The 22643-nt window shown below is 60.7% G+C and carries 24 protein-coding genes; 7 read left to right on the forward strand and 17 right to left on the reverse strand.

What is annotated here, in order from left to right; genetic code table 11:
- Positions 1 to 66 precede the first annotated feature (66 nt).
- Positions 67 to 1191 carry a TRAP transporter substrate-binding protein gene (locus PAE61_RS11935; RefSeq protein ID WP_271112605.1) on the forward strand — a complete coding sequence of 375 codons (1125 nt, stop codon included), beginning with the start codon at positions 67 to 69 and terminating at the stop codon, positions 1189 to 1191.
- Between the two features lie 56 nt (positions 1192 to 1247).
- On the opposite strand, the gene PAE61_RS11940 is transcribed toward PAE61_RS11935, so the two are convergent.
- Entirely contained in the window at positions 1248 to 1763 is a 516-nt protein-coding gene (locus PAE61_RS11940) for a DinB family protein (RefSeq protein ID WP_271112606.1), read from the reverse strand.
- A gap of 170 nt (positions 1764 to 1933) precedes the next feature.
- Between PAE61_RS11940 and PAE61_RS11945 the strand changes: the two genes are divergently transcribed.
- On the forward strand, positions 1934 to 2605 hold the full coding sequence (locus PAE61_RS11945; RefSeq protein WP_271112607.1) for a 50S ribosomal protein L25/general stress protein Ctc: 672 nt from the start codon (positions 1934 to 1936) through the stop codon (positions 2603 to 2605).
- A gap of 133 nt (positions 2606 to 2738) precedes the next feature.
- Here PAE61_RS11945 and PAE61_RS11950 read toward each other — a convergent pair whose 3' ends face one another.
- Both PAE61_RS11950 and PAE61_RS11955 read right to left on the reverse strand, forming a co-directional pair.
- Positions 2739 to 4628, reverse strand: coding sequence for a monovalent cation:proton antiporter-2 (CPA2) family protein (locus tag PAE61_RS11950; RefSeq protein WP_271112608.1), 1890 nt, complete (start codon positions 4626 to 4628; stop codon positions 2739 to 2741).
- 4 nt (positions 4629 to 4632) lie between these two features.
- On the reverse strand, positions 4633 to 7725 hold the full coding sequence (locus PAE61_RS11955; protein ID WP_271112609.1) for a hypothetical protein: 3093 nt from the start codon (positions 7723 to 7725) through the stop codon (positions 4633 to 4635).
- A gap of 141 nt (positions 7726 to 7866) precedes the next feature.
- On the opposite strand from PAE61_RS11955, the gene PAE61_RS11960 reads away from it, so the two are divergent.
- Positions 7867 to 8871, forward strand: coding sequence for an SIMPL domain-containing protein (locus PAE61_RS11960; RefSeq protein ID WP_271112610.1), 1005 nt, complete (start codon positions 7867 to 7869; stop codon positions 8869 to 8871).
- A 59-nt stretch (positions 8872 to 8930) separates the two neighbouring features.
- Here PAE61_RS11960 and PAE61_RS11965 read toward each other — a convergent pair whose 3' ends face one another.
- Entirely contained in the window at positions 8931 to 10217 is a 1287-nt protein-coding gene (locus PAE61_RS11965) for an O-acetylhomoserine aminocarboxypropyltransferase/cysteine synthase family protein (RefSeq protein ID WP_271112611.1), read from the reverse strand.
- Positions 10218 to 10403: 186 nt separating this feature from the next.
- On the opposite strand from PAE61_RS11965, the gene hisC reads away from it, so the two are divergent.
- Both hisC and PAE61_RS11975 read left to right on the forward strand, forming a co-directional pair.
- On the forward strand, positions 10404 to 11522 hold the full coding sequence (hisC, locus tag PAE61_RS11970) for a histidinol-phosphate transaminase (RefSeq protein ID WP_271112612.1): 1119 nt from the start codon (positions 10404 to 10406) through the stop codon (positions 11520 to 11522).
- Positions 11519 to 12451 carry a prephenate/arogenate dehydrogenase family protein gene (locus tag PAE61_RS11975; RefSeq protein ID WP_271112613.1) on the forward strand — a complete coding sequence of 311 codons (933 nt, stop codon included), beginning with the start codon at positions 11519 to 11521 and terminating at the stop codon, positions 12449 to 12451. The genes hisC and PAE61_RS11975 overlap by 4 nt, the downstream gene beginning before the upstream one ends.
- A gap of 2 nt (positions 12452 to 12453) precedes the next feature.
- On the opposite strand, the gene PAE61_RS11980 is transcribed toward PAE61_RS11975, so the two are convergent.
- Together PAE61_RS11980 and nth are read right to left on the reverse strand one after the other, a co-directional pair.
- Positions 12454 to 13449 carry an adenosine kinase gene (locus tag PAE61_RS11980; protein ID WP_271112614.1) on the reverse strand — a complete coding sequence of 332 codons (996 nt, stop codon included), beginning with the start codon at positions 13447 to 13449 and terminating at the stop codon, positions 12454 to 12456.
- Entirely contained in the window at positions 13446 to 14099 is a 654-nt protein-coding gene (nth, locus tag PAE61_RS11985) for an endonuclease III (protein WP_271112615.1), read from the reverse strand. Before nth ends, PAE61_RS11980 begins: the two co-directional genes overlap by 4 nt.
- A gap of 214 nt (positions 14100 to 14313) precedes the next feature.
- Between nth and PAE61_RS11990 the strand changes: the two genes are divergently transcribed.
- Positions 14314 to 14979 carry a YiaD family glycine zipper/OmpA-like lipoprotein gene (locus tag PAE61_RS11990; RefSeq protein WP_271112616.1) on the forward strand — a complete coding sequence of 222 codons (666 nt, stop codon included), beginning with the start codon at positions 14314 to 14316 and terminating at the stop codon, positions 14977 to 14979.
- 72 nt (positions 14980 to 15051) lie between these two features.
- Here the strand turns inward: PAE61_RS11990 and PAE61_RS11995 are convergent, their stop codons facing one another.
- The 5 genes from PAE61_RS11995 to PAE61_RS12015 all read right to left on the reverse strand — a co-directional run bounded on the left by PAE61_RS11995 (position 15052) and on the right by PAE61_RS12015 (position 17742).
- The gene (locus PAE61_RS11995; RefSeq protein WP_271112617.1) at positions 15052 to 15606 is read right to left on the reverse strand and encodes a F0F1 ATP synthase subunit B; all 555 of its coding nucleotides are present in this window, start codon (positions 15604 to 15606) and stop codon (positions 15052 to 15054) included.
- Positions 15606 to 16157 carry a F0F1 ATP synthase subunit B' gene (locus PAE61_RS12000; protein ID WP_271115147.1) on the reverse strand — a complete coding sequence of 184 codons (552 nt, stop codon included), beginning with the start codon at positions 16155 to 16157 and terminating at the stop codon, positions 15606 to 15608. Before PAE61_RS12000 ends, PAE61_RS11995 begins: the two co-directional genes overlap by 1 nt.
- A gap of 201 nt (positions 16158 to 16358) precedes the next feature.
- The gene (locus PAE61_RS12005) at positions 16359 to 16583 is read right to left on the reverse strand and encodes a F0F1 ATP synthase subunit C (RefSeq protein WP_271112618.1); all 225 of its coding nucleotides are present in this window, start codon (positions 16581 to 16583) and stop codon (positions 16359 to 16361) included.
- A gap of 57 nt (positions 16584 to 16640) precedes the next feature.
- Complete coding sequence (locus PAE61_RS12010) at positions 16641 to 17393, reverse strand: F0F1 ATP synthase subunit A (protein WP_271112619.1); 753 nt, start codon at positions 17391 to 17393, stop codon at positions 16641 to 16643.
- Positions 17371 to 17742, reverse strand: coding sequence for an AtpZ/AtpI family protein (locus PAE61_RS12015; RefSeq protein WP_271112620.1), 372 nt, complete (start codon positions 17740 to 17742; stop codon positions 17371 to 17373). Before PAE61_RS12015 ends, PAE61_RS12010 begins: the two co-directional genes overlap by 23 nt.
- A 194-nt stretch (positions 17743 to 17936) precedes the next feature.
- On the opposite strand from PAE61_RS12015, the gene PAE61_RS12020 reads away from it, so the two are divergent.
- A complete protein-coding gene (locus PAE61_RS12020) occupies positions 17937 to 18299 on the forward strand; it encodes an ArsR/SmtB family transcription factor (RefSeq protein WP_271112621.1) in 363 nt (120 codons plus the stop codon).
- Between the two features lie 49 nt (positions 18300 to 18348).
- Here the strand turns inward: PAE61_RS12020 and PAE61_RS12025 are convergent, their stop codons facing one another.
- From PAE61_RS12025 to sdhA, 6 genes are all read right to left on the reverse strand, one after another.
- Entirely contained in the window at positions 18349 to 18480 is a 132-nt protein-coding gene (locus PAE61_RS12025) for a hypothetical protein (protein ID WP_271112622.1), read from the reverse strand.
- 101 nt (positions 18481 to 18581) lie between these two features.
- Entirely contained in the window at positions 18582 to 19361 is a 780-nt protein-coding gene (locus tag PAE61_RS12030) for a succinate dehydrogenase iron-sulfur subunit (protein ID WP_271112623.1), read from the reverse strand.
- 17 nt (positions 19362 to 19378) lie between these two features.
- Positions 19379 to 20107 (reverse strand): hypothetical protein, encoded by a 729-nt coding sequence (locus PAE61_RS12035; protein WP_271112624.1) that lies wholly within the window; start codon positions 20105 to 20107, stop codon positions 19379 to 19381.
- The gene (locus PAE61_RS12040) at positions 20104 to 20424 is read right to left on the reverse strand and encodes a hypothetical protein (RefSeq protein WP_353620357.1); all 321 of its coding nucleotides are present in this window, start codon (positions 20422 to 20424) and stop codon (positions 20104 to 20106) included. The genes PAE61_RS12035 and PAE61_RS12040 overlap by 4 nt, the downstream gene beginning before the upstream one ends.
- Positions 20421 to 20792, reverse strand: coding sequence for a hypothetical protein (locus tag PAE61_RS12045; protein ID WP_271112625.1), 372 nt, complete (start codon positions 20790 to 20792; stop codon positions 20421 to 20423). Before PAE61_RS12045 ends, PAE61_RS12040 begins: the two co-directional genes overlap by 4 nt.
- Positions 20792 to 22636: a succinate dehydrogenase flavoprotein subunit gene (gene sdhA / locus PAE61_RS12050; RefSeq protein WP_271112626.1), complete on the reverse strand. Its 1845-nt coding sequence runs from the start codon at positions 22634 to 22636 to the stop codon at positions 20792 to 20794. Before sdhA ends, PAE61_RS12045 begins: the two co-directional genes overlap by 1 nt.
- Positions 22637 to 22643 lie beyond the last annotated feature (7 nt).

The following is a 22643-nucleotide window of genomic DNA, read 5'->3' on the forward strand; positions in this document are numbered from 1 at the left end:
AAGGCAAAAGCATATGCACATTATGCGGCAAGCGGGGCCAAACGAACCCCGTGCCGTGGAGGACACATGACCGATAAATCAAAACTCGACCGCCGCCGTTTCCTGACAACCGCCAGCATTGGTGGTGTATCCGCAGCCGCAGCATCGACACTGGCCGCTCCGGCCATCGCTCAGGAAATGCCGACCGTGAACTGGCGGCTGACCTCGTCATTCCCGAAATCCCTCGACACGATCTATGGCGGTGCCGACGTACTGGCCCGGATGCTCAGCGAGGCGACTGACGGAAAATTCACCATTCAGCCCTTCGCGGCAGGCGAAATCGTTCCCGGCCTTCAGGCCGCCGATGCCGCCAGCGAAGGCACCGTCGATTGCGCCCATACCGTAGGGTATTATTATTGGGGCAAGGACCCGACCTGGGCGCTTGGCGCCGCCGTCCCCTTCGCCCTGTCGGCGCGCGCGCATAATGCGTGGCAATATCACGGCGGCGGGATCGAACTTTACAATGAGTTCATGGCGACTCAGAACATCGTCGCTTTCCCGGGCGGGAATACCGGCGCACAGATGGGCGGCTGGTTCCGCAATGAGATCACCTCGGTCGAGGATCTCAACGGTCTCAAACTGCGCATCGGTGGCTTCGCAGGCGCGATTGCCGAGAAACTGGGCGTTGTGCCGCAACAGCTTGCCGGTGGCGATGTCTATGCGGCGCTGGAAAAGGGCACGATTGACGGGGCGGAATTCGTCGGTCCCTATGACGATCAGAAGCTCGGCTTCGCCAAGATCGCGCCCTATTACTATTACCCCGGCTGGTTCGAGGGTGGGCCGACGGTTCACTTCATGTTCAACAAGGACAAATATGAAGAACTGCCGGCGAATTATCAGGCTCTGCTGCGCACATGCTGTCAGGCAGCCAATGCCGATATGTTGCAGGAATATGACTGGAAGAACCCGATCGCGCTGAAGGAACTGGTTGCGGCTGGCGCTCAGCTTCGTCCTTTCCCGCCGGATGTTCTGGAAGCCTTCTACGGTGCCGCGAATGAAGTTTATGCCGAACTCGACGCCAATAACGAAGCGTGGAACAAGATCTGGAGTTCGATCAAGGCGTTCCGCAGCGACTGGTATCTGTACAACCAGACCTCGGAATACACCTATGACACGTTCATGATGATCCAGCAGCGGAACGGCACGCTGTAATCCTGCGGATCCGACCGATTTAGGGGGCGCTTTTCGGGGCGCCCTTTTTCATGCGCTCACATATCGCGATAAGGCGCGGGCATAAACGCCAGGTCGGTCAGATCGTGACGCGCTCCGGCAGTGGTCAGCATGGCGTGAATTTGCCCGCGATGATGGGTCTGGTGATTGAAAAAATGCACGACCAGCAGCGAGATCGGCTGAGAGTGGCGCTTGAGTGTTGAACCGGAATACCATTCCAGATCACCGCGCAGCCAGTCCTCGGACACATCACCCGCCCAGTTCAGAATGCGCCTGTCGAAATCGCGCCGATCGTCGCAGAAGCGGTCCCAATCGGTAATGAGATCACCGGATTCCGCGATCGGCTGTTCCGGCTTCTTCGTCCCGGCAAACCGGCTGAACCACATCATGTCAGCCCAATAAAGATGCGACAGAGTCCGCTGGATGGACCCAAAAAACGCACCGCGATCCCGCTTCCTCTCAGCCGCGCTCAGCTCGTCAGCGGCCCTCAGAATACCGTCATTCTGCCACAGATTATATCGCGCCATCAGCAATACGAAATTTCCGTCGATCATCCTGATCCTTCCCGCGCCCTGATTTCCTCTGCCTCCGATCATAGAATCCAGCGCAGATTCGAAACAGACTATTGCGCCATTTTCCCCTTCCCATAATGCGCAATCCCTGCTATGCGCCCGGCTTCGGCTTCACCCTTGGAGGAAGCCGGTTAACCTGAAAGGAATATATCATGGCCAAAGAGATCCCAGATCTGGTGGCCGAGGCACGTACGGGGACAGGCAAGGGGGCCGCCCGTCAAGCTCGCCGTAACGGCAAGGTGCCCGGCATTGTTTATGGCGACGGCAAAGACCCGCTCGCCGTTCAGTTCGACTTCAACCAGCTTCTGACCAAGCTGCGCGCCGGTCGCTTCATGTCCACGCTGTGGAACATGAAAGTCGACGGTCAGGAAGACGTACGCGTCATCTGCCGCGGCGTTCAGAAGGATGTGGTGAAGGACCTGCCGACGCATATCGACTTCATGCGCCTGCGTCGCACCTCTAAAGTGAACCTGTTCATTCATGTCGAGTTCATCAACGAAGACAAGGCTCCCGGCCTGAAGCGTGGCGGTACGCTGGTGACCGTGCGCCCGGAAGTGGAACTGCGCGTGACCGCAGGCGACATTCCGGAAAGCATCGTTGTCGATCTGGAAGGCAAGGAAATCGGCGACTCGATCCATATCGAGGATGTCAAACTGCCTGCCGGTGCGAAGCCCACGACCGACCGGAATTTCGTGATTGCAAATATCGCCGCTCCGTCGGCCCTGGTCTCTGAAGAAGCAGAGGAAGGCGCTGATGAAGGCGATGCAACTGCGGACACCGCAGCCGAGGAAGGCAGCGAAGAAGGCGGCAACACCGAAGAGTGATTGCAAGCCAACTTTCGGCAAAGATAGCAAAACGGCGTCTTCGGACGCCGTTTTTTATTGACGTTCCGGCTTAAGGTGACAGCCAGTGAAGATGCCGCGACGACGCGCAGGTCATGCAGAGCGCAATCCCGGATCAGTCCTTCAGCACATGTTCAGGCTCGGGGTCGTCGCTATCCGGCACTATCGGTCCGGCCGCAGGACCGTGGGAAAACCGGTCCATCAAGGCAGCTTCCAGTTCCTGATTCACCCGCCGCGTGCGCTCGATATAGGCTTCATTGGACTCGGTGGGTAATGCAGGGTCCCAAAGCTCGGCCAGTTCGCGCAGGCTGGCGCGGTCTATCTTATAGAAAATCGCCTCTGCCTCATGGGCTTCGTATTCCGAGAACCCCGCATTCTCCAGCACATAGCGGCCCACCCTCAGGCTGGAATCGAACATCTCGCGGACAATGTGATCGGCTCCTGCGGCGTAGAGGCTGTAGACGGTGATCCTGTCCCTCGCCCGCGCGATGATTTTCAGATCGGGGCGCTTCTCACGGGCATAGCGGACCAGCTTGATATTGCTTTCCGGGTTATCCATCGCCGCGACAATTATACGGGCCTTGTCCAGCCCGGCAGCAGCCAGAATCTCGGGTCGGGTGGGATCGCCGAAATACCCCTTGAAGCCGAAACGGCGCATCAGCTGGATCAGTTTCAGATCGTGATCCAGAACCGTGGTGCTAAGACCGGAATGCGTGACCAGCCGGTTCACCACCTGCCCGAAACGCCCGATACCGGCAATGATAATCGGCTGCTGGTCGTCGATATCGTCCGGCCCCTGCGCCTCTCCGCCCCCATCCGAGATACGGCGGCTGATCTGGTCATTCACGATGAACAGAAGCGGCGTGATCAGCATCGACAGGGCGATCACCAGCAGAAACCCCTGCGCCAGCCTGTCGGGCAGAACCCGCAACGCGACGGCATAGGAGATCAGAACGAAGCCGAACTCACCCGCCTGCGCCAGGGACAGCGTAAACAGCGCCCGGTCACGGGCGGGCAGTTGGGCCGAACGCGCGATCAGATGCAGCACCCCGGCCTTGATCCCGATCAGCACCAGCGTCACCGCGATCACCAGCACCGGCATTTCCGCGAAAAGGTTGAAATCCATCCCCGCACCAACGGTGATGAAGAACAGCCCCAGAAGCAGCCCCTTGAACGGCTCGATCTGGGATTCGAGTTCGTGCCGGAACTCGGACCCCGCCAGCATCACTCCGGCAAGGAACGTGCCAAGCGCCGGGGACAGACCCACGAAGCTCATCAGCGAGGCGATGCCCACCACGATGAACAGAGCCATGATCGTATCCATTTCTCGCAACCGGGCCGAGTGCACGAACCGGAACAGCGGGCGGATGGCGTAATTCCCGATCAGCACAACCACGGCGATGGCGCCAAGCGTCACAAGCGCCGCCCCCCAACCCGGAAGCTGCGCCATGAATGCGCCTCCGACCGAATCTTCCCCTGCGGCCCTGCCACCGGATTGCGCCAGAAGCGGCATCAGCGCCAGCATCGGAATGACCGCGATATCCTGAGTCAACAGCACGGCAAAGGCATCGCGTCCACCGCGCGTATGCATCAGGTTCTTTTCGGACAGGGTTTGCAGAACGATTGCGGTCGAGCTCAGCGACAGGATCATCCCAAGTGCAAGAGAGACCTGCCATGTCTGGTTCAGCGCCAGAGTCACGCCGAAAATCAGCCCCAGAGTCACCAGTATCTGGAACCCGCCAAGCCCGATCAGACGCTTGCGCATCCCCCAAAGCGCACGCGGTTCCAGCTCAAGCCCGATGATGAACAGCATCATCACCACGCCGAATTCCGCGAAATGCTGAAGGTCCTTGACCTCTCCCCCGGCCAGACCGAGCACCGGGCCGATAACGATCCCCGCGATCAGATAGCCGAGAACCGACCCCAGCCCCAGCCGGGTCGAGACCGGCACTGCAATGATCATCGTCAGAAGATAGACGGTCGCAAGTAGCAGGAAGTCGGACATGGGATCAGCGTCTGTTCAGGATCGGCAGAGAGTATTTTCTGCCAGCCTTCACATATTGCAAGCCGCCATTGCCAATCTCGACGATCTGGCCGCCATTGATCTTGTCGCCCAGACGGACGGTGACAATGCGCCCGTTCCGCAGCCGCACCAGCCCTCGGCTGGCCTTGCCCGCCCCGACCGTGCCGATCAGCTGCGTCGCATTCAGGTCGATGCCTTTCGAGGTCGCCCTGCTTGCAGCCGCGCCGGAACCGGCACTTGCCGTGGATTGTACCTCGGGTTCGTTATCCACCTCGGGCGGACGGTAGGTCTGATTGCGCCGCGCAGCTTCGGCGGCCTCTGCCTCGGCCTGGGCGCGGGCGCGAGCTTCTGCGGCAGCCTTGGCCTGCGCCGCTGCGCGGGCATCGGCGGCGGCACGTTCGCGGACGCGCTGTTCGGCCTGACGCTGAAGTTCTTCGTCCAGACGGCGGCGTTCCGCCAGTGCGGCGGCCTCGGCGGCTTGTTTCGAGGCAGCGTTGTCGGCTGGCTCCGGGGCCAATGTGCCTTCACTGCGCGACGGGCTTGCCAGAGCGGCGGTCACCGCCTGATCCGTCGCGTTACTGTCGGACGCAGCCGAAGGCGGTGTCCCCCGTCGGCTTGGCCGTGCCGAACTGGTCAGAGGAAGCAGCCCGGCAATTTGTCCCGGCACGGCGGCGGAACTGCTGACCGCCGAGGCAATGGCTGCCTCGACCGCAGAATCCGTCGCGGGCGAGGTCCCACCCGGACGCCGCGCCGGTCGGGCCGAACGATCAAGCCGCCCCGGATTGCTGGCCGCCGATGCCTGACGCTGCGGCGTGGCCTCCGGCGCGGGCGCATCCGAGCGCCGCGCGGGACGGGACGATCCGATCGCTTCGGCAACCGCCGAGTCAACCGCATCGCTGCGAGTCGGGCGCTGAACAGGACGGGACTGCGCGGTCCGTATCAAAGGGTAGGATTGCGACTGCGTCCTAAGCCACGGCGCATCCATTCGCGCCAGCATCTCGCCATATCCTTCGACAGACAGGGCTGCCATATGACGAGGCGCCGGTTGCAACAGCAACGCGGCGCCTTCAAGCTGAGCCGATGATTGTCCGACAGAGGGCTTCGGCGGCGGCCGCGTCCCGGTCATTTCCGGCTGCTGGCGCTGCTGATACGGACTTGGGCTGCGCGGTACGGCGGGCCGGGGATCCGGCGCAGCCGAGGCCGCCGCGGGGGCCGCGCTGCGCGACGGCGCGGTTTGCGGACGGGCCGAGCGTTGCAGGGTCGAGCTGGACGGTGCACCGGGCGCAGGCGTGGCAGCATTTTCTAGCCCAGTATTCTGCCTCGTATTCTGCGCCGGGCGGCTGACGGGTCGGATTGCCGGGGTTCTGTTAACACTTGCCGTTTGAGGCGCGGCGGTTTCGGGTGCAGTCTGCGACGGTGCTGATGGCCTGTTGCGGGCCAGATCGTCGGGCCGCGCCGCCGGGCGTGTGGCAGCCACAACCGGAGCGGCCTCGGGTTCCGGCTCGGCCTGTTCCTGCGGGTCGGCAGAGGCCGGTGCCGGAGGCGCTTCGGGTTCCGCGAGTTCCTCTGCGGAGGTGCTGGCATCGACAGGCGCATCATAGGCTGATTGCACCAGAGCAGCCGCTGAACCGGTTGCAATCGACGCGGCCTCCTCGGTCAGGGAAGCCTGCGCAAGCTGACCTTCACTGTCATTAACCGGTGCGGCATCAGGCGCAGGCGACACCGGGGTCGCCTCTGGCCCCGCCTGCGCTGCCTCCGGCGGCGGATCGGAAGCCGCAATATTTTCCGGTGCTGCGAGCGAAGATTGCGCGGGAAGCTCTGCCGGGGCCGGCTGTGTAACCGGCGCCTGTTGAACCGCTGCTATTTCAGGCGCGGCATCCAGCGTCGGAGCGGTTTCGACCGGCGCTTGCAGCGGTTCATTCACGGCAGCCGTTTCCAAGACCTCCTCAGGTTCACGACCGATCATGGTGGCAGCAATACCAAGCCCCAGAACCAGAATACCCACCAGAGGCAATGCCCCGGACAGGCCGCTGCGCCGCCCGGGACGAGACCCCGCCCGCGCAGGAGCGGCAGGAGCCGCACGCTTACTTCGCCCTTCGGCGGCGCGTTCGTGGAATTTCTGCGCCCGCTCGGGCAATTCCCTGACCCTAATCGTGGGGGCGGGCGTGTCTTTGGCTGGCGCTTGCGGTTCCGGAGCGGTTTTTTCCGCAACTGGCAACGCGTCTTCCGGGGCCGAAAGAGCGGGCTCATCATCCTCCAGAACAATCGTTCCGCGATTGACCACAACAACCTTCGCAGGTTGCGCGGGCGCTGCCGCGTTTTCCGGCGACGTAGCGACGACATGCGGCGTGATCAGCGAGACATGGGCAGCCGAAGCCTCTGCGACTGCCTCGATGTCGGCAGTTTGATCGGGCAACCCAGCCTCGGCAGGGGCTTTCGCTTCAGCCCCGGGAAGTCCATCCTTCTCAGGCGTAACGATTGCAGTATTATCAGCCATCGTCGCGACTGGCTGAGCCGGGTCATCCGGCTCAGCAATCGCAGCCAGTTCCGCTGCATGCTGCCACTCATTCGCCAGCTCGGTCGCGCCGAAATCCGGCATATGCGGAAACTGATCCGGCGCGGGCGCAGCCAGAAACCGGTCAGGCGCGAAACCGTGACGCACGGCGAAATCCTCGGCCTCCTGCAGGGTCTGCCGGGCCACTGCCGCGATCTTCACCGCCGTTCCCGGAACCGCGTCGGACGGCGCGATATCATAGGCAAGTTCCCCGACAGGATAGGGCGTCAGCCCCTCCAGCCCGGCTTTCAGCGCCGCTTCCGTCGTGGCCGCCTGAGGCAAGACAAGATCGGTATACAGAATCTGATCCTCGGGAATGACAAGCGCCAGCCGCGCGGCATTCGCAACACGCAATTCCTCTGCGAATTCGCCAAGTTCCCGGCGCAGATCGCCCTCGAAAAACGCCGTCCCCATTTCGGCCCAACCAGCATGATCGCGGCGCAAAAGCTGCACCCCGTCCGGCTGAAAGCCAAGCGCGTACTCCCTGTCCGGGGCGAGAATCCCCCTGAAATTCTGCTCGTTCATATGCTGTGCCTTATTCGGCCGGCGTTGTTTTTTTCCTGAATAACCCGAACCGCGCCTCATGGGAAGAACATGCGCGGTTGTGATTGAACAATTCCATGCTGTCCGGCGTTGCCAGAGACAGGTCAACAGGAAGGAAAACACATGACGTCTCGCGGAATTTTCTCGCTGCGCTCTGCATTGGTCGGCGGCGTCTGCGCCGCCGCGCTTGCAGGCCCGGCTCTGGCTGCGCCAGGTGCGCAGGGCGGGTGCGGGCATCCCGGAATGCTTACCATCACCGGAAACGGTGAATCGCGGGTATCGCCGGATCAGGTGATGATCTCACTGGGCGTAACGACTCAGGCCGATACCGCCGCGCAGGCCATGCAGGATAACTCCTCCCGGCAGCAAGCCGTGCTGGACACGCTGACCGGCGCAGGTGTCGAGGCGGCGGATATCCAGACCTCGGGCCTGACGCTGAACCCGATGATGCAATATCCCGAGGACGGCGCCGCGCCCAGTATCGACGGATATATGGCACAGAACATGCTGACCGTACGGGTGACCGATATCGCGCGGGTCGGCGAGGTGCTGGACAGCATCGTCGAGGCCGGCGCGAATGAGATGCAGGGCATTCGTTTCATCCGCGAGGATTCGCAGACCAGCGAGGATGAGGCGCTGAGCCTTGCCGTCGCTGACGCCAGACACCGCGCCGAGGTGATGGCCGAAGCCGCCGGTGTCGAACTGGGCCGCATCGTGCGCATGGGAGAGCCCGAGCAGAACGTCATGGCCCCCAATCCCGCCATGATGCGTGCAATGGATTCCGCCGGACAGGCGAAAAGTATCCCCGTCGAGGGCGGCGAGGTCGCGTTCACATCTGCCGTGGAAGTGACCTTCGCGCTGATCGGTGACGAAAGCTGCGAAATGCCGAAGCCCGGCCCGGAAACCGGGCAGCCAGAGGCTCCGTCGCCGGAAGCGGCGATGCCCGAGCCTGCTGCCCCGGCAGCGCCGCAGCCAGACCCAGCCGCCGATCCCGCTGCACCGGATGTATCGACAGGTGAGCCTCCGGCCCCGGAACCTGACGCGCCGGATGCCATGCCGGCCGAACCTCAGCAGACCGAAGCCGGCGAGGCTGGAACGGATCAGCCCGCACCTCCTCCGGCCAATTGATCGAAAAAGCCCGGCATGGTCCATGCCGGGCTTTCCCATCTTTTATCGAAGCAGCGCCTTTACGCCGTCGCCGCAGATAATGCCTGATCCAGATCGGCAATCAGATCGTCTGCATCCTCGATCCCGATAGACAGACGCACCACATCCGGGCCTGCCCCCGCCGCGATCTTCTGTTCATCCGTCAACTGGCTGTGCGTCGTTGACGCCGAATGGATCACCAGCGAACGCGCATCGCCCAGATTCGCCACATGGCTGAACAGTTTCAGCCCCTCGACCAGCTTGACCGCCGCGTCATATCCACCCTTCAGCGAAAAGGTGAACAGCGCCCCTGCCCCTTTGGGATAAACCCGCTTCGCCGTCGCGCTCCACGGAGACGAGGCCAGCCCGGCATAGGTCACGGAGCTGACGCGCGGATCGTTATCAAGCCACTCGGCCACTTTCTGCGCGTTCTCGACATGGCGCGGCATTCTCAGGCCAAGGGTCTCGATCCCCATCAGCGTGTAATGCGCACCTTGCGGGTTCATGGTCATGCCGAGATCCCGCAAACCGATGGCGATCCCGTGGAAGGTAAAGGCCATCGGTCCGAGGGCCTCATGGAATTTCAGCCCGTGATAGGCAGGCTCGGGTTCTGACAATGAGGGGAATTTGCCGCTGGCAGACCAGTCGAATTTTCCGCTGTCGACGACGGCGCCCCCGGTAACCGTGCCGTTCCCGGTCATGTATTTCGTCAGGCTGTGCACGACCAGTGTCGCGCCCATCTCAATCGGGCGGCAGAGATAGGGTGTGGCCAACGTGTTATCAACGATCAGAGGCAGCCCCGCCTCATCCGCAATCTTCGCGATTACCGGAATATCCGTCACATAGCCCGCCGGGTTCGAGATCGATTCGCAGAAAACCGCCCGCGTATCGTCGTCAATCGCGGATTTCACCGCCTCGGGATCATCCAGATCCACGAATTTTGCCGACCAGCCGAAGCGCCTGATCGTCTGACTGAACTGGGTGATCGTGCCGCCATAAAGTCGGGTCGAGGCAACGATGTTCTTGCCCGGCCCCATCAGCGGAAACAGCGCCATGATCTGCGCCGCATGCCCGGAAGAGGTGCAGACCGCGCCCGCCCCGCCCTCCAGATCCGCAATCCGCGCCTGAAGCGCCGCGATGGTCGGATTGGTCAGGCGGGAATAGATATAACCCACCTCTTGCAGGCTGAACAGCCGGGCGGCGTGGTCTGCATCCCTGAACGCATAGGCTGTGGTCTGGTAGATCGGCACCTGCCGCGCCCCGGTCGCCGGATCAGCGGACGTGCCTGCATGGACCGCGCGTGTATCGAAGCTCAGATCATCGGTCATTCTCTCAATCCCCTGTTGCTTTACCGGCAGTTTAGAGGCCGCACGACGCAGCTTGCAACGCTGGGCTGGCGGAAAACCGGACCTGCCGGTTCAGCCCATTTGCCACACCGGCAGACACCGCAATAGCGCCCGCTTTCCAATACGTTCCGCCCCAGCTATGAGTGCAGCGTCGAAAGGAGCCAGATCATGTCCGACCAGCCCCGTATCCCGCCTCAGCCCGGCATCATGGACATCTCGCTTTATCAGGGAGGTGCGGCCCATATCGCGGGGCAGGACAATGTGATCAAGCTGTCCTCGAACGAAAACCCCTACGGAGCCTCGGAAAAGGCGCGTGAGGCGGCGATCCGCGCCGCGCATCAGATGCATCGCTATCCGAACACCGATCACGCAGCCCTGCGCGAGGCGATTGCCGAGATACATGGGCTGGATCCCGACCGGATCATCTGCGGCGCGGGCTCGGACGAGGTCCTGCAATTCGCCGCGCAGTGTTTCGCGGGGCCTGGCGATGAGATCATCATGACCGAGCATGGTTTCTCGATGTATCCGATCCTGACCCGCGCCGCCGGAGCGACCCCGGTTGTCGTCCCGGAACGGCAGCGCAAGGTGGATGTGGATGCCATCCTGAACGCGGTGACGGCGAAGACGCGCATCGTCTTCCTGACCAATCCCGGCAATCCGACCGGCACGCTTCTGCCCGAGGCCGGATTGCGGCGTCTGGTCTCTGGCCTGCCGGATGATGTGCTTCTGGTGCATGACGGTGCCTATACCGAATTCATCGACGGAGAGTTCCGACTGGATTTCGATCTTGCCGATACGTTTCCGAACCTGATGGCAACGCGCACATTTTCCAAGATATACGGTCTGGGCGGGTTGCGGATCGGCTGGGGCTATGCGCAGCGCAGCCTGATCGACGTGCTGAACCGTGTCCGCCAGCCCTTCAACCTGTCTGTGGTCCAGTTGGCCGCAGCCGAGGCGGCCATGCGTGACCGGGCGCATGTAACGCGGTGTCAGGCCGAAAACGCCAGATGGCGCGGCTGGCTGCGCGAGGCCTTGCAGAATCTCGGCATTGATTGCGACGAAAGCCACGCCAATTTCGTGCTGGCCCGCTTCAGCGACGAAGCAACCGCCACCGCCTGCGACGAGGCGCTGAAAGCCGATGGCGTGATCGTGCGGAAAGTCGCGGGATACGGGTTGCCCAACTGCCTGCGGATCACTATCGGCGACGAATCCTCGTGCCGGCGTGTCGCCCATGTCGTCGGGCTGTTCATGGCCGAGCGGGGACTGGAAAAAGAGGACCAGATATGAGTGTCGTCTACAACAAGGTCGCCCTGATCGGGCTTGGGCTGATCGCCGGGTCGATCTCGCTTGCCGCGAAGCGGGCCGGTTCGGCGGGTCAGATCACTGGGACGGCGCGAAGCGCACGAACCCGCTCGATTGCCCGCGATCTCAGGCTGTGCGACGTGATCGTTGATAACAGCGCCTCCGCCGTCCGCGATGCCGATCTGGTCATCCTCTGCGTCCCGGTTGGCGCGATGGGCAAGGTGATGTCTGAAATCAAGCCGCATCTGAAGCGAGGGGCGGTGGTGACGGATGTCGGCTCGGTCAAGCAAGAGGTGATCGAACTGGTCGCGCCCCATCTGCCTGAGGGTGTGCATTTCATCCCGGGTCACCCTCTGGCCGGAACCGAACAATCCGGCCCGCATTCAGGCTTTGCCGAGCTGTTCGAAAACCGCTGGTGGCTTTTGACCCCCCTGCCCGACACGGACTCGCATGAGGTCTCGCGCCTGCGCCGGTTCATCCGCTCACTTGGCGCGAATGTCGAGGATATGGAGCCTGCGCATCACGATCTGGTGCTGGCCGTGACCAGCCATACACCGCATCTGATCGCCTATACGATGGTTGGAGTCGCCGACCATCTGACACGGGTCACCGAGTCAGAGATCATCAAATATTCGGCTGCGGGTTTCCGGGACTTCACCCGTATCGCGGCATCCGATCCGACCATGTGGCGCGATGTGTTTCTGAACAACAAGGAAGCCGTGCTGGATATTCTCGGCCGCTTCACCGAAGAGTTGTTCGTCCTGCAACGCGCCATCCGGATGGGAGATGGCGAGCATCTGCACGACTATTTCACGCGAACCCGGGGTATTCGCCGCGGCATTATCGAGGCCGGACAGGATACCGCAGCGCCCGATTTTGGCCGGGGACCGAAGCCCCCGGAGCGCAGCCAGTAAGGTCAGATCAGGCCTGCCTTGCGGAAATCCTCGGTCAGATCGCGTTCGGGACGTGCGCCGACATGGCTGATCACCTCGGATGCGGCGATGACCGCCATCCGGCCCGCCGTCTCAAGATCGGCTCCGACTGCGAGCCCGTAAATCAGGCCGGCAGCGAACTGGTCTCCGGCACCGGTCGCATCGACCGGCGTCACGCGATATACCGGCACTTCGACACGCTGATTATTGCGGAACAGCAGCGCAGAGTCTCCGGAGCGGGTGCAGATCACCGTCGGGCAATCCGCAACCGCAAGGCGCAGCGCCTCGTCGATATTGGTCTGATACAGAGCTTCCCATTCATGGACATTGCCGATCACATAATCCATCTGCTCGGCGACGAGCCTGCGGAAATCATCGCGATGCCGGTCTACGCAAAACGGATCGGACAAGGCGATACCTGCCTTGCCTCCCGCCCTGTGACAGGCATCGGCTGCCGCACCGAAGGCTGACTTTCCGGCTGGCTTGTCGAACAGATAGCCCTCCAGGAACAGCCATTTATTTCCCGCAAATATCGCCTCATCGACATCATTCGGCCCGAGATTGGCGGAGATGCCCAGATAGGTATTCATCGAACGCTCACCATCCGGCGTGACAAAAATGATCGAGCGCGAGGTCGGCAATTGCCCCCCGGCAACGGGCCCATTGACGAAGCGCGTCCCCTCATCCTCTGTCTGTTCGGCATATGAACGACCCAGTTCATCATCGGCAACCCGGCCGATGAATGCCGTGTTCAGCCCCATACGCCCGATCCCGGCCAGGGTGTTCGCCACCGAGCCGCCCGGCACAAGCCGCGCCTTGCCACGTCTGGCCTGCTGCGCCAGCAGAAATTCCGACCGGTCCCGTTCGACAAGCTGCATGATGCCTTTCTGCACCTCCATCTCGGTCAGCGCAGCGTCATCCACAGTCGCGATTACATCGATAATCGCATTACCGATGCCGATTACATCGAAAGCGGTCATTGGGTTTTTTCCTCATAGGGGCAGAGATCTTCAACAGGGCAGATCATGCAGCGCGGTCGTCGCGCCTGACAGATATAGCGTCCATGCAGGATCAACCAGTGATGTGCATTTTGCTGAAATTCGACGGGAACATTATCTTCGATCGCCCGCTCGACCTCATCGACATTACGGCCCGGCGCAATGCGGGTCCGGTTCCCAACGCGGAAAATATGGGTGTCCACCGCCTGAGCCGGAAAGCCGAAAACACTGTTCAGCACCACATTCGCGGTTTTCCGCCCCACACCCGGCAAAGCCATCAGGGCGGCGCGGCTGGACGGCACCTCTCCATCATACTCCTCGACGAGGATCCGGGAGAGCTTCATGACATTCTTCGCCTTCTGGCGGAAAAGACCGATCGTCTTGATATGATCGGTCAGGCCCTCTTCTCCCAGATCCAGCATCTGCTGCGGCATAAAAACCTGTCCGAACAGATCCTTCGTCGCACGGTTCACGCCCACATCGGTCGCCTGCGCCGATAATGCCACCGCCACCAGAAGCTGATACGCATTGCTGTATTCCAGTTCCGTTACGGGATCCGGGTTGGCATTGCGAAATCTTGTGAAGATCGCAACTTGTTGTGCATAGGGCAAAGGGGCGGAAAGACGGGCCATATCCGCGTCATGCCCTCAGTGTCCCGTCAGTTCAAGACAAGATCACCCCGACACCGCCGCTAATCGCATCGGGTTTCAGTAAGATGTGAGTAAATTTCAGCGGGGTAACAGGCTGTTGGCTAGGCAAGACCCGGAACCTGTGCCACCATGACGGCGTTTGCAACACCATATATGCCGCATGGCATCTCGACATTAATAACGGAAAGGCAAGCGAATGAATATGCGAGTTTCCCTTCTTCTCGGTGCTGCCAGCGTCCTGGCGCTTGGCGCCTGCGCGACCAACCCTGACGGCACCACCGGAACGGGGCTGAGCAGAACCCAGCAAGGTGCGCTTGCCGGTGCGGCGGTCGGTGCGCTTTACGGTGCGCAGCGCGATGATGATGACAATAATCAGGGCCGCGACGCCGCACGCGGAGCTCTTGTTGGTGCAGCCGCAGGGGCGGTTGTCGGTAACATCCTTGAGCGTCAGGAACAGTCGCTGCGTCAGGTCATGACCACGCCGGGCGTCCAGATCATCAATCGCGGCGATCACCTGCAGGTCATCCTGCCCTCGGGTCTGCTGTTCGGATCTGACAGCGCTGCCGTTTCGGGTCAGGCGCAGAACGACCTGTACGGTCTTGCCCAGAACCTTCAGCAATATCCGAACAGCCGGGTCGAAATCTATGGCCACACGGATTCGACCGCGTCCGAATCCTATAACCTCGACCTGTCCGAGCGTCGCGCCCAATCGGTTGGCGGCATCCTGACCGCAGCCGGGGTATCCGGGCAGCGTCTGGTCATGATCGGTCGCGGGGAAAGCCAGCCGGTTGCCTCGAACGACACCGAGGCAGGCAAGGCTCAGAACCGTCGCGTCGAGATCCTGATCCGTCCGACAAACTGATCGGCCTTACAAACGGAGAAGCCCCGTCACCGAGAGGTAACGGGGCTTTTTCTTATGCGGAACGATTTTGGGTCAGTGCAAGCGCTGAGCAACCTCGTCAATCGAGCGGTCGATACCGGCGCTTAGATCAGAGCTGGTGCCCTGTTCACGCAGGATCTGACTTGCCGCAGCGATCGCCGTCTGCACCGCCTTGTCGCGGACCGCTCGGACAGCGTCGCTCTCGGCGGAGGCGATCTGATCTTCGGCACCTTTCAGGCGACGCTGAATCGATTGCTCCAGATCCGCCTTCGCCTTGTCGGCCTGAGCGACAGCCTCACGCTTGGCATTCTCGACGATTTCGTCGGCCTGTTTACTCACTTCGCGCTGACGGCGTTCATAGGAGGCGTAAAGCTCCTGCGCCTCTTCACGCAGGCGGCGTGCTTCTTCCAGATCGGCGCGAATGCCTTCGGCACGCTTGTCCAGAAGACCGCCGATCAGCCGCGGCACCTTGAAATAGATCAGAATGCCGATGAAGACGAGGAACGCGACCGTAACGACGAAATCCGTGTTCCGAAAGGTGAAGAACGGCCCCGACGCGGCAAGCGCCGGTGTCGCCGCCAGCGACAGAAGGATCGAGAGTTTCTTCATCACACCGCCCCTTTCAACCGCGCATCGACCGCAGCATCAATCGCCGCGTCATCTGCCTTACCGCCGAAGCGGCGCACCAGCTCGGCCGTGACCTCACGCGCAACACTCCGCGCATCGGTAGTTGCAGAATCCCGGATCGTGCCGATCCGCTTTTCCGATTCCGCCGAACGCGCGGCGATTTCCGCATCCGCCTTGGCGATGGCCTCATCCAGATCTTTCTGGATCTCGGCTTTCTGCGCCGCGACAATTTTTCCGGCCTCGGCCCGCGCATCGGACAGCGCCTTGTCATAGGCGGCCTCGGCGTCCTTGGCTTTTTTCTTGAATTCCTCGGCCTGCATCAGGTCGCCGGTGATGACACCCTGACGATCCGAGATGACCGAGCCAATCCGGGGCAGCGCCACTTTCGACAGTACCCAATAAAGTACCGCCAGTGTCACCAGCAACCAGAAGATCAGATTGCCAAAATAGGCCGGCTCAAGCTGAGGCATGCCCGCCGCACCATTCGCGGCTTCCGCCAGATGATCGCCGTTCTCCACGAGGGTCACAGCCACGGCATCGCTTCCATGAGAAGAGATCTCGGCGATATCCGCAGCCGCATCGGCTTCCACATTTGCCGGCGCTGTATTTTGATTGGTTTCAGCAGCCGTCCCGGCTGCTTGCTGCAACAGGCTGAACATGTCCTACCTCTGGCCTTTCAGGTTACAATCGGGCGGGGACCGTAATCCCCAACCCAACCGCAAGGATGGCAGGGATCAGACTGCGAACAGCAGCAGCAGCGCAACCAGGAACGAGAAGATGCCCAGGGCTTCCGCGAAGGCCATGCCGATGAACAGCGTCGCGGTCTGCGATGCAGCAGCGGACGGGTTGCGCAGCGCACCCGACAGGTAGTTGCCGGCAACGTTGCCCACACCGATTGCAGCACCCGCCATACCGACGCAAGCGATACCAGCACCCAGATATTGACCCAGTTGTTCCATGTTTCTTGCTCCTTGAGGCTTTATGGAATTGAGGATTGATGAACCCGACCAGATCCGTCAGTGCGCCGGATGCAATGCGTCGTTCAGATAGACGCAGGTCAGGATAGTGAAGACATAGGCCTGAATGATGCAGACAAGCACCTCCAGAGCGTAGACGCCGATAATGCCCAGAATGGCCAGCGGCGCGATCCAGATAATGGCGGCGAATGCGGCGAATACCTTGATCACCGCGTGACCAGCCATGACGTTACCCGCAAGACGGATAGAGTGGCTGACCGGACGCACGAAGTAAGAAATCACCTCGATCAGCGCCAGAACCGGACGCAACGCCAGAGGCGCGGATTTCACCCAGAACAGACCGAAAAATGCGGTGCCGTTGCGGACAAAGCCCAGAACCGTCACGCCGATGAAAACGAACATCGCCAGAACCGCCGTCACGGCGATATGCGAGGTGGTCGAGAAGCTTTTCGGGATCAGCGCCAGATAATTCGCGAAAACGATGAAAGAGAACAGCGTCATGATATAGGGGAAGAATTTCAGCCCCTCTTTGCCGCAGATATCCTCGATCATCTTGTAGACCATGCCATAAGTCATCTCGGCGATGGACTGAACCCGGCTGGGAATGACGGCGCGGCCGCGCGTTCCGAAGACCAGAAGCGCGATGATCGCGATCAGCGTGATACCGAACCAGAGCGTGGCATTGGTCGGTGTATACCAATGGACTGCGCCATCGCCGAAAAGCGGCGTGACTTCGAACTGTTCCATCGGGTGGAAAGCAAGGCCGGTCTCAGCTTCCGTTTCCGTCGCCACGTGCGTCATCCCTTGTCTGCGGCAGGTCGCCCTGCGTGTTCTTCGCAGCCCTGCGCTGCATTTCCTCGGCCGTGCCAAGCATCACTTTGATGCCCGCCGCCAGCCCCACAAGCAAAAACAGGATCAGGAAAATCGGCATCGTGCCGAAAATACTGTCCAGTCCGAACCCGATGGCGAAGCCTATTCCAAGACCCGACACCAGCTCGATCACCATGCGCCATGCCGTCTCGGCGTGGTTCATCGTGATTTGCGTCCGCGTAGGCGGTTTCGGAGCCTTGATCTTCGCCAGCCGCTCTTCCAACTGCCGCAGCCGTTCGGCATGGTCGACACGTTCGTCGCGGTCGGGCAAATCTCACACCCCTGTTATCGTCGCGGCGGTGATAGGGGTCACAGCGCCCCGAGTCAAGCAGATCAAGGGAAGCCACAACATATTGAAATAAATAAATTTCTCTTGGTCCTACTTTTAACAACCCTTGTTACCGCGCCGGGTTCGCTGCTACATAATTCAACCAATCAGTTGAGTATCAAGGCCGATAAAACCGGATGACTGTCCCTGAAAAACGCCTCGACCAGATCTTTGCGGCATTGGCCGACCCCACCCGCCGCCGTATTCTGGGCATGTTGCTGGAAGATGACATGGCGGTCACCGATGTCGCCGCCCCGTTCGATGTCAGCCTTGCGGCGGTCTCAAAACATCTGGCGGTTCTAGCGCAGGCCGGTCTGATCCGCCAAGAGCGGCGCGGACGCATCACATGGTGCCAGATCGAGCCTCACGGGCTGCGCAACGCCTCGATATGGATGCAGGGGTTCGGTCAGTTCGATCCGGTCGATCTGGATGAGTTCGAGCGTTTTCTCGAAAATATGCTTGATAGCGAAGATCAGGCAGCGGAGATCAGCGAATCCTGATCCTGAAGTTAATGCGGCGCGGGCCGGAAGGACCCGCGCCGCCAAGGACCTACGCGGCCTTATGCAGGGGTTTTTCCAGAGGCAGCGCCTCAAAGGAAAAATATGCAAACATCTGTTCCAGAACCGCAAGCGCGTCCTGCGCATTGCGTTTCGTCGGTTTGGTCGTGCCGGGGGTGCTCATGGTCGAAACCCTCATCTGCGTGGTCCCTCCCATGTGCACAACATACACGCTGCGTCGCAGCATTTAAAGCCGCAACGCAGCGTAATCCCGCAAAATCCGGCTCAGACGATCCGGTCGACCAGCATATGCTTGATCTCCGCGATGGCCTTCGCGGGGTTCAGGCCTTTCGGACAGGTATTGGTGCAGTTCATGATCGTATGGCAGCGATACAGCTTGAACGGGTCCTCAAGCTGATCAAGCCGTTCCGGCGTTGCCTCATCCCGGCTGTCGATGATCCAGCGATAGGCTGCCAGCAGTGTCGCCGGCCCCAGATATTTGTCGCCATTCCACCAATAGCTCGGGCAGGAGGTCGAGCAGGAGGCACACATGATGCACTCATAAAGACCGTCAAGTTTCTTCCGGTCCTCGATGGACTGCTTCCATTCCTTGCCCGGAGCCGGCGATTTGGTGATCAGATACGGGTTGATCGAGGCGTGCTGCGCATAGAAATGCGTCAGATCCGGGATCAGGTCCTTCACCACCGGCATATGCGGCAGCGGATAGATATTCACGTCGCCCTTGATCTCATCCATGCCATAGATACAGGCCAGATGGTTGCCGCCGTCGATATTCATCGCACAGGAACCGCAAATCCCCTCACGGCAAGAACGACGGAAGGACAGGGTCGGATCAATCTCGGACTTGATCTTGATCAGCGCGTCCAGAACCATCGGCCCGCATTTATCCAGATCGACGAAATAAGTATCCACACGTGGGTTTTCGCCCGTATCTGGATCCCAGCGATAAATCTTGAACTTGCGCAGATTGGTCGCGCCCTCGGGCTTGGGCCATGTCTTTCCGACCCGGATCTTGCTGTTCTTCGGAAGGGTAAACTCGACCATTGGGGACCTCCTGGTGGTCAGCTCTGTTGCGTTACGGACGGCCTGCGTTTCGGCAAATGCGGCCACTCCATGAGAAATTCTTTCAGCAACTCACGCATATGCGGGTCGCGCTTGCGGGCGAAAGTATAGAAAAGCGAGGTTTCCATCAAATGAGGATGCATAATTCTCGGCAGCCAGCCAGCTTTTCGAGGCAAAGCCCAAGGTAAAATCTGCTGCTTGAACAGCCAGTGGCAATAGGCGATATCGGCCAGGCCGACATAAGGCTCCATCACTTTCAGATCAGGGATGGAAGAGCCGCGGGCACAAACGGTTCCGGTCCCGATAAGGGCAATCGGCGTTATCTCGGACAGTTCCTGATGGAACAGGAAGTTTTCCCAGGGATTACGATCCGGTATGATCGGAAGCGCGATGCGATGTGCATTATAACCAACCACATTCTGCCTTGTATCCATCGTCTCGAACTGCGCGATGGTTTGCGCGACATAATCCGGCGGATAGCCAATATCATCATCAATCGTGAAAACTATATCATCGGGATCCGGCTTGAACCAGAATTTGCCTGCATCCTTCACATCGCGATTAGGAATAATTGCCGTTACCTTGTCATTCGTCCGCAGAATGCCGGGCATATCCTCGTATTCATTGAGTACAACAAACAGATGATCTACCTGCGGCAAGATCGCCTTGACAACCTGCCGCATCAATTTACGGCGTGGCGGAAAAGTGGCAAGATGCGCCCGGATCATCGCACACCCCAACCCGGCTGTTCGTAAAGCGGGCGGGAGGGCGGCTGCCCGGCGCGGCGCTGAACGCATTGGGCAAAGACAACCGACGGATCGCGCCCCATTATATAGTCGGACGAAACCGAGATTTCGAACCGTCCGACCGGATCAATCCCGTCGCCATCCGAACCGATGCCGATCCCGACCTCACCCCGAGGAGAAACAGCGGCGCGGGCATCCTCGATGCAGACACGCTCGGCATCCTCAAGCGGCAGAGGCCCGCATCCCGCCAGAGCCAGCGGCGATGCAAGCATCAGACTTATGGCGACGGCCTTGCTCAACCCAGTTGCGCTGCTCTTCCGATGCAGCCTTTCGCGGGCTCACGCGCAACGATCACCGCAACCGAAGCCGCAGCCGATGCCGAGTCGTTGACGCCGCGTGCAGCGATATCGGTCAGTTCTGCCATGCTGGCGCCGTTCACGACGCAATCCGTGATCGGCCCGACATTGCGTCCCGGCAGGCGCTTGGCCATTTCGCGATTGATGACATCCCGCGCGACCGACCGGGTCGAGCTGTCCAGCGTATTGGTAGGCGGCGGCGGTTGCGTCACCGGAGGATTGACGATGGGTGCGGTCGGCTGGGTGGTAACAGGTGCGACGCAACCGGCCAAAGCCAGCGAAACGGCGCCCAGAGACAAGATAAGACGCATCAGTAAACCCTTTTCTTAGGTGCTATCTTCTTCAGATCGATACCACCTTCGGCTTCTTTCGTCAGCGGTTCAAGATGAACAGGCCTGTAAGCAAGCGTCACATTGCTGCCATCGACCCAGGCGAGGCTGTGCTTGCGCCAGTTCTGATCGTCCCGGTCCGGATAATCTTCCTGCGCATGAGCGCCACGCGATTCCTTCCGCGCCTCGGCCGCAACGATGGTCGCCATCGCATTGGGCATGAGGTTTGTCAGTTCCAGCGTCTCCATCAGGTCGGTATTCCAGATCAGACCGCGATCGGTGACGTGAAGATCGTCCAGCTTCCCGGCGATTTCCTTCATCTTATCAACACCTTCAGCAAGGGTCTTGTCGGTTCTGAAAACCGCCGCATCGGCCTGCATGGTCCGCTGCATCTCGCCGCGCAATTGTGCTGTCGGCGTGCCCCCATCGGCATAACGGATACTATCGAAACGTTCGAAGATCTTGTCCACAGCTGCCGCATTGGTGGCGGGAATGCCGCTGTCACGGTCGATCACCTCGCCCGCCTTGATCGCCGCCGCGCGACCGAACACAACGAGGTCGATCAGCGAATTTGAACCAAGTCGGTTCGCGCCGTGCACCGAGGCACAGCCAGCCTCACCGACCGCCATCAGGCCGGGGAAGGTCCGGTCCGGGTTTTCTTCTGTCGGGTCAAGCACTTCTCCCCAATAATTCGTGGGAATTCCGCCCATATTGTAATGCACCGTCGGAAGAACCGGGATCGGCTCACGGGTCACATCGACACCGGCGAAAATCTTGGCCGATTCCGAAATGCCCGGCAGACGTTCATGCAGCGTTTCGGGGTCGAGATGCATCAGGTTCAGGAAGATATGATCCTTGTCCTCACCGACGCCGCGCCCCTCACGGATCTCCATCGTCATGCAGCGCGATACCACGTCGCGCGAGGCAAGATCCTTATAGGTCGGAGCATAACGCTCCATGAAACGCTCACCTTCCGAGTTGGTCAGATAGCCGCCCTCGCCCCGCGCACCCTCGGTGATCAGACAGCCAGAGCCGTAAATCCCGGTCGGGTGGAACTGAACGAACTCCATATCCTGAAGCGGCAGACCGGCCCGTGCGACCATCCCGCCACCGTCTCCGGTGCAGGTATGGGCCGAGGTCGCGCTGAAATAGGCGCGGCCATAGCCGCCCGTCGCCAGCACCACCATCTTGGCGTTGAAGACATGCATGGTGCCATCATCCAATTTCCACGCCACGACGCCGGTGCATTTACCGTCAGTGATGATCAGGTCGAGCGCGAAATATTCGATAAAGAACTCGGCATTTTCTTTCAGCGACTGGCCGTAAAGCGTGTGCAGAATGGCGTGGCCGGTCCGGTCGGCAGCCGCACAGGTGCGCTGCACGGGCGGGCCTTCGCCAAATTCGGTCGTATGGCCGCCAAAGGGGCGCTGATAGATCTTGCCCTCTTCGGTGCGGCTGAACGGCACACCGTAATGTTCCAGCTCATAGACCGCTTTCGGGGCCTCACGCGCCAGATATTCCATCGCGTCGGTATCACCCAGCCAGTCCGAGCCCTTGACCGTGTCATACATATGCCACTGCCAGTTATCCGGCCCCATATTGGACAGGGATGCAGCGATCCCGCCCTGCGCCGCCACTGTATGCGAACGTGTCGGGAAAACCTTGGTCACGCAGGCCGTGCGCAGCCCCTGTTCGGCCATGCCGAGCGTTGCCCGCAGCCCCGAGCCACCCGCACCGACCACGACCACATCGTAATCATGGACCTCATAGGAATATTTCGATTCGGTCGCATCGTCCGGTTGGGTTTCGTTCTTGTTGTCAGACATTTCGACC

Source organism: Paracoccus aerodenitrificans, assembly GCF_027913215.1.
Lineage (GTDB): Bacteria > Pseudomonadota > Alphaproteobacteria > Rhodobacterales > Rhodobacteraceae > Paracoccus > Paracoccus aerodenitrificans.